This is a genomic window from Acinetobacter sp. WU_MDCI_Abxc222, from assembly GCF_025514755.1.
Lineage (GTDB): Bacteria > Pseudomonadota > Gammaproteobacteria > Pseudomonadales > Moraxellaceae > Acinetobacter > Acinetobacter geminorum.
Window position 1 is genome coordinate 32,161 of the sequence record NZ_JAHPVG010000011.1, and the last position, 13,487, is coordinate 45,647.

Consider the following 13,487-nt stretch of genomic DNA (forward strand, 5'->3'; position numbering starts at 1 on the left):
TAAAGGATAGTTGATAAAGTGCTTAGCACTTTAATTTCGATCCTTATGAATAAAATTGATTTGATCAATAACAACGCAAAACTGAAAATCTTAATGGTATGATACAGCAATTTTTAACCAACGTTGGAAGCATTCATGGAAATCGTATGCCTAGATCTTGAAGGGGTTTTAGTTCCTGAAATCTGGATCAATTTCGCTAAAAAAACAGGGATTAAAGAACTCGAAGCAACAACTCGTGATATTCCGGATTATGATGTTTTAATGACTCAGCGCCTTAATATCTTAAAACAACACGGTTTAGGCTTAAACGATATTCAAGAAGTTATTGCTGAGATGGGACCATTACCAGGTGCAAAAGAGTTTGTTGAATGGGTAAGTACTCATTTCCAACTTGTGATCTTGTCAGATACTTTCTATGAATTTGCACATCCTTTAATGAAGCAATTAGGATGGCCAACAATTTTCTGTCATAAGTTAGAGACAGATGAAGAAGGTATGATTACCGCTTATAAACTACGTCAACCAGATCAAAAACGTGAGTCGGTTAAAGCATTACATGGTTTAAATTTCCGAGTAATTGCTGCTGGTGACTCGTATAACGATACAACCATGCTTGGTGAAGCTGACCACGGTTTCTTGTTTGATGCACCAGAAAATGTGATTGCTGAGTTTCCACAATTTCCAGCTATCCACGGTTACGATGCATTAAAAGAAGCAATTCGTTCAGTTTCACAGCGTACAATCCCAGCTTAAGAATAAAGAATAAAAAAGGCGCTTAAAGCGCCTTTTTTATATGAATGAGTTTTGAAACTTAGAATTTATAACCAAGTTTTAAACCATAAGCGATAGCGTTGTTGTCATCAAAGCTACCTGCAGCAGAATGAGCGCCTGTAACAGCATCAGCATCACCCAACCAGAAATATTTTACGCCGCCAGCAATAAAGGTTTGTGGAGTAGGGCTGTATTGAACACCTAAGCCTACGTTCCAGTAACCTTCAGTTGGGCCTAAGGTTGTTACAGGGTTACCCGCACCAGAGTCCCAACCTACAGAGACATTACCAGCCCACTTGTCGGTAAGTTTACGGCCTACACCAGCAGTAACAGACCATTGGTCATCTGAGTAATCTACTAAATTAAATCCATTAGGTTTACCTAATTGAGGAAGTAATTGACCAGCTGCTTTTGAAACAATACCAAATTTATATGGTTGAACTGCAAAGTCTTTCCAATTTACCCAACGTACATTCGCAAATGCGACTGTATTTGCCATGATACCTGTTTGGAAATCAAGGTTTACAGACTGTGGTGTTGTGATAGTAGTTTTTCCATCACTTTGGAGTGATGCTAATTGTTTACCAATAGCTGCTTGAGTTGCAGGATCAGTGATACCTAAAGCACCAAATAGAAGTGCTGGGTTTGCAGCTACCAAGTTCACGATAGGAATATTTTCTTTAATATTTACATCATGATCAATTTCAGAGCGATAAGTTAAAGAAGCTTTAAGCGCAATTTCTGGAATTTGATAAGCTACCCCTGCTAACCAACCTGCTCCACCTGTTTCTTTAATGTCAGCATCATAGCCATTATATAAGCTATATGCTGAACCTCTTAAGTGAACATTTCCTTTAATCGTTTGGTATACACCACCACCATAAATATTCCAGTTTACTGTTGGTTGAAAACCAAAAACTAAAGCAAGGTTCTGTGTATCAACTTCTACAGATGTGCCGCCAGTAATAGTATTACCCAAGCCAGCTTGACCTAATGTTGGGCTTGCTGGTGAAGGTAGTAAACGGTCATTTGGATTTGCTACAAAATTATTTTTGCCGCTATATTCTGAATCAGACCCAAATGGTTGGTCATATAGTAAACCAAAAGAAAATTTATCGGTGAGTTGTAATTTCAATGCTGCGCTAGGGAAATAGTAATCATTTGCCATATCACCTGTTGCATTTCCAGAAGTATCTTTACCCGATACATCAGGATCTAAAGCAGAAATACCAGCTTCAAAGTAATTTCCCGGCTGAAAAAAAGCAGACATTGATTGTCCAGAGCGATCCAATGCTGCTGCAAAAACCCCAGTTGCAGGCAGCGTTGCTAAAATCATTGCAGTGCTCAGATGTTTTAATTTCATTTTAATCTTTCCTTGAACTTCAAGACATTTTTTTAAAAGTAACAGAGTTAAACCGTTTAAACTGTGTTGCCTTCAAAGCTCCTAATTACAAGTAATAGAAGCTTTGATAACTCCATGTAACAAAAATAGCATAATTAAAATAAGAGTAAATCTATTGTATGAACTGGGCAGTACTCATTTTTTATACAAAATCGGTCAATAATGGATGAAATATGAAGGAATATTTGTATTGTTAAATTAATTTAATTAATTGATATTTATATTTTTTATGTATCAGTAATGGTATTTATTTTTATGACATTTTTGTCACAAATCCAAGAAAAATGGTCAAAGATTTTTTTGTAAAAATATGAATTAAGTGATTATGAAATGAGTATTGATAGTCATTTTTAGTTGATAAGTCTAGTTTCTCTACATCTGTATATTATTGATTCAGTTTTATATTCTTAGCCTTATAAAAAAAATTGCCTTAATTTTTTTACCATTTGATCTATTTTTTGAGCGAATTTGGATTCTATATTTGAAAGTTATATGCGATAAAAAAACCGAAAATAACAATCTAGATTCGGTTATTTAACTTTTATAGCTAAAACATAGCATTAGATTGGATATAGTTTTTCATCAAATTGCTCAAGCTTTGGAAATGTTAATGACTCAAGCTGGTCCAAATGAGTAAGGTAGATTACATAGTCTTCAAGAAGGGTTTCTCGTGCTTTTTGGCTAATATAAGGTACATGGTAAGCAATGAATGGAGGCAGGACTTTAAAACCAGCATATGCCAAAGTACCACGTTGAATCGGAGATAAATAATTTTCAATTGGACCATGAATAGAGTTTTCTCCAAACATGTGTGTTCTACCACCGAGTGTTAAACACAACATCGCTTTTTTACCTACCATGCCGCCGTGGTTGTAAAATCGTTTGCCTCCATAAAAAAGCCCTGAGATAAATACGCGATCAATCCAACCTTTTAAAATTGCTGGCACAGATGTCCAATAAAGTGGGAAATTTAAAATGACTAGATCTGCTTTTTTTACCTTTTCAATTTCTGCTTGAATATCTGCAGCTAGAAGTTGATTTTTGCTGGCATTTCTTTGTTCTAGTGCATAGTTAAAATACTCAGGCTGATTAAGCTCTAAGAAATCCTCTTTAGATGCAATAGGGTTAAATTGCATCGCATATAAATCTGAAATTTCTACACTGTGCCCCAATTTTTCTAAGGTTTGCTTAGCTGTATTTTTTAGAGCAGTGGTGAAAGACTGTGGTTCTGGATGAGCATGGACAATCAGAATGTTCATAAGGTAGGACCTGTATTCTTTTCAGAAATTGTGCTGTCTTGCAATTCAGCGGATTTTGTTTTGAATAACTATGCATCAATTTAAAAGCATGGCATAGTTCATGAACTGACAGTTTTTACCATTTCGCGCCATTTTATTTTGCTCATTGGGTTGTTTATGAATCCAGAATTACCCGGAACTTATATTAATTTAATCGTCGAGACTATTAAGCAGTGGGGTGTCTCTGGTGAGCAGCTTTTAGATGGAAGTGGAATAACCTTAGACCAGTTAGAAAAGCCTTACTGGTATGTTGAGTTCAACACCTTAAATCAGCTTATTGAACGGGCGATTGAGTTATGCAAAGAGCCAGCACTGGCAGGATATTTAGCTTTAAATATGACAGCTTCATGTTATGGTTCAGTCGGAATGGCTGCCATGGTTTCTCCAAATTTAGGAGAAGCGCTGAAAATACTTGAACAATTCATTGGTTCACGTTGTAAGGTTTTTAAACCAGAATTAAAACAAGAAAATAATGATGCATATTGGTCCATTCATCAGCCCGTCAATGTATTTCAGCTGAGCCCAAATGCCAACATTTTTTTGTTAGTCGGTTTTGTTCAAATTGCGAAAAAATTAACAGGGCTTTCTCATTTGGGAAAAGTTGAATTACAAATGCCAGAGCCGATAGGTTTTGACCAAATCAGTCATCAACTGGCTGTGACTTGTTTATTTAATCAAAAGTTTAATCGTTGGATATTTCCAAAAGAGTATTTAGCACAGCCTGTATTAACAGCAGACCCAATGCTAGCGCCGTTATTAAATGCGCAATGTAAGCGGGATATAGAGAAATTAAACTTAAAAAGTGGTTGGAAAGGCCAAGTCAAACAAGTTGCCGAAAAATTGCTTTTAAATGGGAATATTGACGCATTAAAAGTTGGGCAAGTGGCTCATATCATGAGTATGTCGGAGCGAACTTTGCAACGCTATTTAGCTCTTGATCATACTAGTTTTACCCTCTTGGTAGACTCACTGAAAAAGGAGCATGCCCTGAAACTTTTAGCTCAAAATAACATGTCGATCGAAAAAGTCGCTTTAATGCTAGGTTATGCCGAGACTTCTCACTTCACTCGTGCGTTTAAGCGCTGGATGGGGATGACGCCTAAATATTTCCAAACCCAGCATAAAATAGCGGATTCAAATTAAAGGACCATAAATTTAACTTCATGGCCTTTCATTTATTATTTGAGTCAATTAAGTAGATTGTTCTGGCTTAGATGAGAGTGATTCAATCACTTTAAAATAGCTAGGTGGTGCCGGAACATGGCCACGCTCTCTCAATAAACGATGCATACGCGGCAATTTGAAGTAGGGCACCGATGCCATTAAATGATGTTCCATATGGTAATTGACATGAATAGGCGCCACAAAACTTCTAGCAATCCAACCTGCACGTGTTGTTCGTGTATTGGTTAAAGCTGTATTACTCGTTTGCATACCTGCATGTTCGGCCATTGAGCGAATTCTTAAAAATAATGGAAAGGGTGTTAAATAAGCTAGGGGCCATAACCAATAAAATCGTTGTTGACCAAAAGCTTTTAAAACACAATAAAGAGCAACATTGGTAGCAATGGCGCCGCTACTGTTTTTTATAAGACTTTTGGCATAGTCAACGAAATCTTTATTGCTTCGATCTAACCAGACTTGATCATTTGCAACGGTCCATTTCATTAGATCTAGATCCATTAATACTCGGCCAAAGCTAAACTTTAATCCCGTCATACCCGTTAAGTCGCGTAAAAATTTACGAGTAAGCGATTTTTTGCTTACAGGAAAACCAGAAACTAACGAAAGATCTGGGTCATCTGGAGTAGAGGTTTTTGCATGATGACGAACATGATGTACGCGATATTTTTGTAGATCATTCCAGATTGGACGGGCGCATAGCCATTCGCCTACAAAGTCATTTATTTTTTTATTTTTGAATAAGCTCTTATGAGATGCATCATGCATCAAAATTGCTAGACATAACTGACGACCTGCCAATATAGCTAAAGCTAGCATACAAGCAAGTAATTTTCCCCAGTTAGGTAAGTAATCCCACATCATGATTAAGCTAGCAAATGTTCCTCCAATAACGGCCCACGTACTAGCAACAGCCCAAGCGCCGTATATATCTGAGGGTTGTGTGAGTTCCTGTATTTCTTCTCTGCTAAATAGATCGGTCACACTCACTTGTGCATTCATTTTTATTCTCCCAAAACAAATTTTTGGTATTTACATCCAATATTACAAATATAATTATAAAATTTTAAAAATTGAAATATTTGTTTGTAAAAAAATAAATCGCCCGTTAGTGGGCTAATTCATTTTCATAAAGTTTCTGCCATAGCTTTTGTCCAATCGAATCGAGCTGTTGTACATTTTGAGCAAACTGATTGCGGGCATACTCGTTAACAAATGGAGAGGGTAGTAGAGGATCATTCATGAGTAAGGTAATTGTTTCGCGTCCTAATAACAAAGCTTGGGTAGCGGCCTCATTTAAGGATAAATTTTTATAATTCAAAAGCCATTCTTGAATATCTTGACTATACATCTCATAGTTTTTTTCAAGTTGTTGGGTATCCCACAAAGAAGGAATTAACAAAACTGTTTTTGAGTCAAATTTTTGAATAATAGAAATTTTAGCTTCATTTTCAAGCCCCGCTAATACGAGCTCTTCACATGTTTTTTCAAAGCTATACGCTAAATTATCTGGACGTATATAAATGCCAGTTTCGAGTTCTCTAAAACCAAATTGACTTAAAGCGTGTTCTCTTTTTTTTAAAGCGGTCCGATCAATACGACCTAAAGTTCCAGTGAAGACTGCCAGATATTGATGTTGCCATTCTTTAGTCTGCTTAATGCCATTTTTACGATTCAAAATGACTTTTGCCCATTCTTTGGTTGATGGTGAAAGTTGATAAATGCCGCGTTCTACGCTTTCTATCATGCCTTCATTTAATAGCCGAGTTGTCGCAACACGAATACCATTGTCACTCATATTAAAAAGTTTAGCGGCAATCAATATTTGTTTAATGGTGAGCTGAGGGTAGGCCGAGGAAAGAAATAAATCGATAATGAGATGGCGTGCATTAATTTTGGTATTTTTCATTCAGATAGAATTTTTGATATGAGCTGCATTTGTTCAGAATAATATCATGTTTTTTTAAGGACTTTTTAAGATCATTTTGTAGAGTAAGTAAAGGTAAAAAGCTTTGTCTATAAAAAGAAAAACCTTGGCAGTTCTTAACCAAGTTTTATCTTTTTACGATAGTTAACCCAAGTTTGTCATCATGATGTGATACATTATCGCACTTTAAATAAACTGCCTTTAACTAGGGGCAATAACCACAAACGTTAGAAATGATCTGATATTGAACATGTGTTAAGTCTAATTTGGGACTTACCAATTTCGATAAAACAAATTTTAGGTCGTTCTAATGATTAACTTTCTTTGAGCAAGTTATGGAAAATTTTGAAGTTATAAAAGCACTGTTTTTAGGCTTTGTCGAAGGCTTAACTGAATTTTTACCCATCTCGAGTACAGGCCATTTAATTTTATTTGGTCATATTATCGATTTCCACTCAGACGGCGGTCGTGTATTTGAGGTCGTAATCCAGTTAGGTGCTATTTTGGCAGTGTGCTGGTTATACCGACAAAAAATTATTAACTTGATTAAGGGATTCTTTAGTGGTGATGTGGAGTCACGTCATTTTGCGATTAGTGTGCTTATTGCATTCTTTCCAGCAGTCATTATTGGTGTTCTAGCTGTCGACTTTATTAAAAGTGTTCTATTTAGCCCAATTGTAGTTGCGATTGCCTTAATTGTCGGGGCGCTTATTATTTTCTGGGTTGAATCTAGACAATTTGAACATAAGACACTCGATGCAACTAAAATTACTTTTAAGCAAGCGCTTTTAGTGGGTCTTGCTCAGTGTGTGGCGATGATTCCAGGAACTTCACGTTCAGGCGCAACAATCGTAGGCGGAATGTTTGCGGGCTTATCACGTAAAGCTGCTACAGAATTCTCTTTCTTCCTTGCTATGCCAACCATGTTGGGCGCTGCGACTTTTGATTTGATTAAAAATGCCGACGTACTCACCTCAGACAATATGGTTAATATTGGCGTAGGTTTCGTTGCTGCTTTTATTGCTGCGCTGTTTGTTGTAAAAGCATTGGTACTGTTTGTAGAACGTCACACTTTACGTGTATTTGCTTGGTACCGAATTGTCCTCGGTGTAATTATTTTAATTGCAGCCATGTTCTTTAATTTATCTGCTTAAATAGCCTGATAAAGTGAAAAAACCTAGAATGCTCTAGGTTTTTTTATGCCTAAAAATTGATTTGAATTGCCTATTTATACAAAGTAAACGTAAGACAGATGTTTTCATTTTGGGTTCATTGTTATATTGATTATTAGATTACCTCTCACAATAAAACTATGCCGCAAAATCATCTTACAGCACATTTGGTCGATGCTTTTTTGCCCTTGGCTCCAGCAGAAGGCCTCTATCCTACTTTTATTTCTAATATCACTTTAATGCGTGTAGATCATTCCACACCACCTATTGCTGTGCTGCAAGAGCCTTCAATTGTTTTAGTGATACAGGGATTAAAGCGAGGGTATATTGGTAAAGAAATCTTCCCATTTAAACAAGGGCAGTGCTTATTTATTTCTATTGCTATACCGTTTGATTGCGATACTGTTGTTGAAAATAATGAACCAATGCTGGCGATAGCCATAAAATTTGAACCACAAATGATGGCTGATCTCATTACTAAAATGGATAAACAACAACAAGTGGTTACTGAAGATGCTCATTCAGAAGATTTAAAATTAAGCTGTGGGCTTAGAGTGATTGACATGAATGTGACTATTTCGGAGGTTGCTCTACGATTACTCAATTTACTTCGTTCTAAACAAGATACTTTTATATTGGGTGAGCAAGTTAAAAGAGAATTGGTTTATCGTGTGGTGCAGGCTTCAGGCGGCAATCTAGTCGAGAGTTTATCGGCTATGGTAAGCCGCAATGGTGTGATTTACACCATTTGTGAAATTATTCAGCGTGATTATTATCATAACTTAACGGTTCAAGATTTGGCGAAACAAGCGGGCATGAGCATATCGCTTTTTCATCAGACTTTTAAAAAGGTGACGAATTATTCTCCCTTACAGTACATCAAAATTACTCGATTACATAAGGCACGTGAGTTAATCATGAACAATAAAATGGGAGTCGCAGAAGCAGCCTATGAAGTTGGTTATGTCAGTGCTTCACAATTTAGCCGAGAATTTAAGCGACTGTTTGGCGTTCCACCCAAGTCCTCAATTATTTAACGTAGATTAGTAATTTTGAAATATAAATCAAACATGGAGCATTTTATGACCCTTCCAACAACCATGAAAATTATTGAAATTACGGCTCCTGGTGGACCTGAGGTTCTAAAAGTTCAAGATGCTAGTCTTCCAGCACCTCAGGCAGATGAAGTCTTGATTGAGGTAAAGGCTGCTGGAGTTAACCGTCCTGACGTTTTGCAGCGTATGGGATTATATCCAATGCCTAAAGGTGTTACTCAAATACCGGGACTTGAAGTCGCTGGTGTTGTGGTCGCTGTAGGTGACCAAGTGGATCAATTCAAGGTTGGTGATAAAGTTTGTGCGCTAACAAATGGCGGCGGTTATGCAGAATATTGTGCGGTAACGGCCACTCAAGTATTACCAATTCCTGAAAAATTATCGTTTACACAAGCTGCCGCGATTCCGGAAACATTTTTTACGGTTTGGGCAAATCTTTTTGATATTGGCCGTTTAAAGAAAGATGAAACCGCACTAATACATGGCGGGGCAAGTGGTATTGGAACCACAGCTTTAGCGATTTGCCAAGCTTTAGGGATTAAAACTTTTGCTACGGTTGGTAGTGAAGATAAAGTTGAAGCACTCTCTAGTTTCACCACTGCAATTAACTATAAAACCCAAGATTTTGAGCAGGAAGTTTTGAAGCATACTCAAGATCAAGGTGTTGATGTCATTTTAGATATTGTAGGTGGTTCTTATTTCACGAAAAACCTAAATCTATTAAAACGTGATGGCCGATTGGTCATTATTGGTTTTATGGGTGGACGAATCGCAAAAGAATTTGATTTACAAAAACTGATTTTAAAACGTGCCACAATTACGGGTTCAACGATGCGAGCACGTAATAGCCAAGAAAAAGCACAAATTGCCCAATCTTTGCATGAGCATGTGTGGCCATTATTGGCACAAGGTAGGTGTTTACCGCAAATCTATAAGACGTATGCTTTTACAGATGTACAAAGTGCTCATGCATGTATGGAGCAAGGTGATCATATTGGAAAGATCGTTTTAGAAATGAATGCGTAACGCTATAATCATTGAAGTTTAGGTGAACGACAGGTTTGCCTAAACTGAATTTTATAATTCTAGATTCTGCCTATTTCTCTATAAAAATTGCCAAATTCTATTGGCAGATTGCACCAGTTCTATAACTTCACCTATAAATTGAGTAAGAAATAACAATTGGTTCTTACCTTATTATTTCTTTCCATACTGATGAAAAAGGATAGTAACAATGAATAACGCAAATATTGATGATAAAAATCCTACTCCAGATTTGGCTGAAGATAATGCCTTTTTCCCATCACCTTATTCCCTAAGCCAATATACTGCTCCTAAAACAGATTACGATGGCACGACTTATTCAACTCCCTATGCAGGCAATAAAAAAGTTTTAATGATTGCAACTGATGAGCGTTATATCCAGATGAAAAACGGTAAGTTCTTTTCAACAGGAAACCATCCTGTAGAAATGCTCTTACCGATGTTTCATTTAGATAATGCTGGTTTTGAAATTGATGTTGCGACACTTTCAGGAAATCCAGCCAAACTTGAAATGTGGGCGATGCCAAAGCAAGAACAAGTGGTGTTAGACACCTTTCAGAAATATGCAGATAAATTAAAAAATCCGCTAAAACTTGCTGACATTTTAGAAAATGCAGTCGGTGAAAACTCACCATATGCGGCTGTATTTATTCCGGGTGGGCACGGCGTTTTAGCTAAAATTCCACATAGCCTTGAAGTGAAAAAAGTTCTTAAATGGGCGGTTGAACAAGATAAATTTATTATTACATTATGCCATGGCCCAGCTTCATTACTTGCTGCGGCTGTAGATGAACAGCCAGAAAACTATATTTTTAAAGGCTATCAAATTTGTGTATTCCCTGATTCATTAGATAAGGGAGCAAATATTGATATCGGTTATATGCCTGGAGCTTTACCTTGGCTAGTGGGTGAAAACCTTGAAAAACTTGGTGTGGAAATTTTAAATAAGGGTATTACAGGTCAATGTCATAGAGACCGTAAATTGCTAACTGGTGATAGTCCGCTTGCTTCTAATAATTTAGGCAAACTTGCAGCTGAAACATTGTTGGCTGAAGTGAAGGATTAACGTATTAAGTATGTGCGCCCTGCGGGACTCGAACCCACGTCGGTCGCTTAGGAGGCAACTGCTCTATCCAGTTAAGCTAAGGGCGCATAATTTTATGATTATAAACAAAAAAGCTATTGCGAAGGCAATGGCTTTTTTACATTTTAAGTATTAAAACCTCTGCCATAGTGGCTAATAAAAATAAAGCTTTACAATTCAACAGTTGCATACTCACTTATGCTTTATAGAAAAATAGAGTTTATAAAGCTAAAAAATCACAAAAACTTCATGTTTGTCTTTCTATGATCTTAAGTAAAACACGAAAAGATTTAAGGCGAGCAATTGGATAGATATAGTTATTTCTAAACCGTTGTTTGTTAAGAATCAGATTTGGCTACCTATAAATCAAAAGGGCATAACATGAAAAAAATTGATGAACAGGACTTATCTAGAATTATTGAAATGGCATGGGAAGATCGCACTCCATTTGAAGCAATTGAGCGAGAGTATGGCTTAAGCGAAAGCGAAGTTATTCGTTTAATGAGATACAACCTAAAAACCAATAGTTTTAAACTTTGGCGTAAACGTATGGCAGGGCGTAAAACTAAGCATCAACAATTACGTTCACCAGACGTTGAACGAGCTTACTGCTCTCGTCAGTATAAATATGCTTAACATCATCAGATATAATCAATTGAAATCTAGCTGATTCAACAATTAAGAGTAGTGTTGAATCAGTTAAAACAATCGAGTGAAATATCTACTTAGTTGATCGGGCTTGTCTTTTACATCTTTCAGAGCAATATTTTACATCTTTCAGAGCAATATTTTACTTCTTCCCAGCAACGTTCCCATTTTTTTCGCCAGTCAAAAGGACGTTGACAATAGGCACATATTTTCTGAGGTAAATGCTGTTTTTTCATGATCTTAAAGCTCATCAAGTTGATGAATTAGTAACTTGGCATGCTGCATGACAGAAGCTTTATCTTTCATACGATCAAGGTTTTTATAGACCATAGCCATTCTGGGATTCTGACGAAATATGGCCTCATGTCGGCTCATAAAATACCAATATAAACTGTTAAATGGACAACTGTCAGACTCAGTTTTTGTTTTGACGTTATATGTACAGTGCTGACAATAATTTGACATTTTATGTACGTAATTACCTGATGCAGCATAGGGTTTACTTGCCATGATGCCGCCATCTGCATACATTGCCATGCCTAAAGTATTCGGTAATTCGACCCATTCATAAGCATCTACATAGACTGCTAAATACCATTTGCAAATTTCTGATGGAATTACACCTGCTAAAAGTGCAAAGTTGCCTGTAATCATTAAACGCTGAATATGGTGAGCATAGCCATGTGCAAAGGTATTTCTGAAACACTCGGCCATACATGCCATTTTTGTATTACCCGTCCAGTAATATTGTGGCAGCGGCGTGCTGGCATGAAGGGTATTTTGATCGCTATAGTCAGGCATAGATAACCAATATATTCCACGCACATATTCCCGCCACCCTAATATCTGCCGAATAAATCCTTCTACTGCATTTAAGGGAGCCTGTCCGCTGTAATAGGCTGTTTGAGCAGCGTCACACACTTCTTTTGGCAACAACAATCCACAATTTAAATAAGGTGAGAGCAGACTATGAAACATAAAATCTGAACCATAAACCATGGCATCTTGATAATCGCCAAAGTGAGGTAAGATGTTAGAAATAAAATGATCTAGAGCAAGTAGGGCATTTTGACGGGTAGTTGCCCATTGAAAGGAGTTGATATTGCCGATATGTTGTGAAAATTCTTTCTTGACCAGTTGAATAACATCTATATCAATTTGATCATGCTCAAAGGCTAATTTTGATGGCAAAGATGGATTGCCTGACCACGCTTTTCGATTGGCTTGATCAAAGTTCCATTGCCCGCCAACGGGTTGTTGGTCATGCATTAAATAGTGAGTTTGCTTGCGCATTTCTCGGTAAAAGTATTCCATTCTTAGCGTTTTATATTTGTTTGCCCATCGCTTGAATTGTTCTACAGTACAAAAGAAGCGATCATCTTCTAGACACATAACAGGTAGTTTTAGCTTGTTAGCCCATGAAGTTTCGATTTCATGTTGTAAGCGATACTCACCACATTGGGTAATGACGAGAGTATTCGCCGAGAAGTGTTGCTGCTGCAAAGCAATAAAGTCGAATAACTTTTTTATATGACTTTCGCGCTTAAATGTGTGGTAACGGATTTTCCAGCCCTGTGCTTTTAATTCTTTTGCAAAGTGACGCATTGCACTAAAAATCAGCGCTATTTTTTGTGGATGATGAGCAACATAAGATGTTTCCTCAAATACTTCAGCCATCAAGATAACGTCTTCATTCCGGTTTAAATACTTGAGCGTTGCGAGTTGGTGATTTAATTGATCACCCAGAATTAAACCAAATCGCATATTTTTGCTTCATGAGATGGAACTAAAACTAGTCTATATTTTCAGAGATCAATTTTATGTGAAGCAGAGCTTCTAAGTTCATCACGAGTCACTTAGCTATAAAAAGATAAAGACAACTTAAAAACATAACGCATGTGAAT

The 13,487-nt window shown here is 36.9% G+C and carries 13 protein-coding genes and 1 tRNA gene; 7 read left to right on the plus strand and 7 right to left on the minus strand.

Annotation, left to right across the window (positions count from 1 at the left end):
* Positions 1-135: 135 nt before the first annotated feature.
* Positions 136-753, plus strand: coding sequence for a bifunctional phosphoserine phosphatase/homoserine phosphotransferase ThrH (gene thrH, locus KTJ10_RS15000; RefSeq protein ID WP_009389629.1), 618 nt, complete (start codon positions 136-138; stop codon positions 751-753).
* 58 nt (positions 754-811) lie between these two features.
* Here the strand turns inward: thrH and KTJ10_RS15005 are convergent, their stop codons facing one another.
* Together KTJ10_RS15005 and KTJ10_RS15010 are read right to left on the minus strand one after the other, a co-directional pair.
* Positions 812-2,134 (minus strand): OmpP1/FadL family transporter, encoded by a 1,323-nt coding sequence (locus KTJ10_RS15005; RefSeq protein ID WP_057070553.1) that lies wholly within the window; start codon positions 2,132-2,134, stop codon positions 812-814.
* 599 nt (positions 2,135-2,733) lie between these two features.
* Positions 2,734-3,432, minus strand: a complete 699-nt coding sequence (locus KTJ10_RS15010; RefSeq protein ID WP_262442348.1) for an NAD(P)H-dependent oxidoreductase — start codon at positions 3,430-3,432, stop codon at positions 2,734-2,736.
* 156 nt (positions 3,433-3,588) lie between these two features.
* Between KTJ10_RS15010 and KTJ10_RS15015 the strand changes: the two genes are divergently transcribed.
* Positions 3,589-4,614: an AraC family transcriptional regulator gene (locus KTJ10_RS15015; RefSeq protein WP_262442349.1), complete on the plus strand. Its 1,026-nt coding sequence runs from the start codon at positions 3,589-3,591 to the stop codon at positions 4,612-4,614.
* 48 nt (positions 4,615-4,662) lie between these two features.
* On the opposite strand, the gene KTJ10_RS15020 is transcribed toward KTJ10_RS15015, so the two are convergent.
* Both KTJ10_RS15020 and KTJ10_RS15025 read right to left on the minus strand, forming a co-directional pair.
* Positions 4,663-5,655: a fatty acid desaturase family protein gene (locus KTJ10_RS15020; protein ID WP_174725039.1), complete on the minus strand. Its 993-nt coding sequence runs from the start codon at positions 5,653-5,655 to the stop codon at positions 4,663-4,665.
* Between the two features lie 106 nt (positions 5,656-5,761).
* Positions 5,762-6,562, minus strand: coding sequence for a PaaX family transcriptional regulator C-terminal domain-containing protein (locus tag KTJ10_RS15025; protein WP_262442350.1), 801 nt, complete (start codon positions 6,560-6,562; stop codon positions 5,762-5,764).
* Between the two features lie 353 nt (positions 6,563-6,915).
* Between KTJ10_RS15025 and KTJ10_RS15030 the strand changes: the two genes are divergently transcribed.
* The 4 genes from KTJ10_RS15030 to hchA all read left to right on the plus strand — a co-directional run bounded on the left by KTJ10_RS15030 (position 6,916) and on the right by hchA (position 10,917).
* Positions 6,916-7,734 carry an undecaprenyl-diphosphate phosphatase gene (locus KTJ10_RS15030; RefSeq protein WP_002116515.1) on the plus strand — a complete coding sequence of 273 codons (819 nt, stop codon included), beginning with the start codon at positions 6,916-6,918 and terminating at the stop codon, positions 7,732-7,734.
* Positions 7,735-7,892: 158 nt separating this feature from the next.
* The gene (locus tag KTJ10_RS15035) at positions 7,893-8,789 is read left to right on the plus strand and encodes an AraC family transcriptional regulator (protein ID WP_262442351.1); all 897 of its coding nucleotides are present in this window, start codon (positions 7,893-7,895) and stop codon (positions 8,787-8,789) included.
* Between the two features lie 33 nt (positions 8,790-8,822).
* On the plus strand, positions 8,823-9,833 hold the full coding sequence (locus KTJ10_RS15040) for an NAD(P)H-quinone oxidoreductase (RefSeq protein WP_199992935.1): 1,011 nt from the start codon (positions 8,823-8,825) through the stop codon (positions 9,831-9,833).
* A gap of 208 nt (positions 9,834-10,041) precedes the next feature.
* Complete coding sequence (gene hchA / locus KTJ10_RS15045) at positions 10,042-10,917, plus strand: glyoxalase III HchA (RefSeq protein WP_262442352.1); 876 nt, start codon at positions 10,042-10,044, stop codon at positions 10,915-10,917.
* Positions 10,918-10,930: 13 nt separating this feature from the next.
* Here hchA and KTJ10_RS15050 read toward each other — a convergent pair.
* Positions 10,931-11,003, minus strand: a tRNA-Arg gene (locus KTJ10_RS15050).
* Between the two features lie 313 nt (positions 11,004-11,316).
* Here KTJ10_RS15050 and KTJ10_RS15055 point away from each other — a divergent pair.
* Positions 11,317-11,571 (plus strand): TIGR03643 family protein, encoded by a 255-nt coding sequence (locus KTJ10_RS15055; protein ID WP_032052731.1) that lies wholly within the window; start codon positions 11,317-11,319, stop codon positions 11,569-11,571.
* A 119-nt stretch (positions 11,572-11,690) separates the two neighbouring features.
* On the opposite strand, the gene KTJ10_RS15060 is transcribed toward KTJ10_RS15055, so the two are convergent.
* Positions 11,691-11,819, minus strand: coding sequence for a DUF2256 domain-containing protein (locus KTJ10_RS15060; protein WP_262442353.1), 129 nt, complete (start codon positions 11,817-11,819; stop codon positions 11,691-11,693).
* Between the two features lie 4 nt (positions 11,820-11,823).
* Positions 11,824-13,347, minus strand: coding sequence for a cryptochrome/photolyase family protein (locus KTJ10_RS15065; RefSeq protein WP_262442354.1), 1,524 nt, complete (start codon positions 13,345-13,347; stop codon positions 11,824-11,826).
* Positions 13,348-13,487 lie beyond the last annotated feature (140 nt).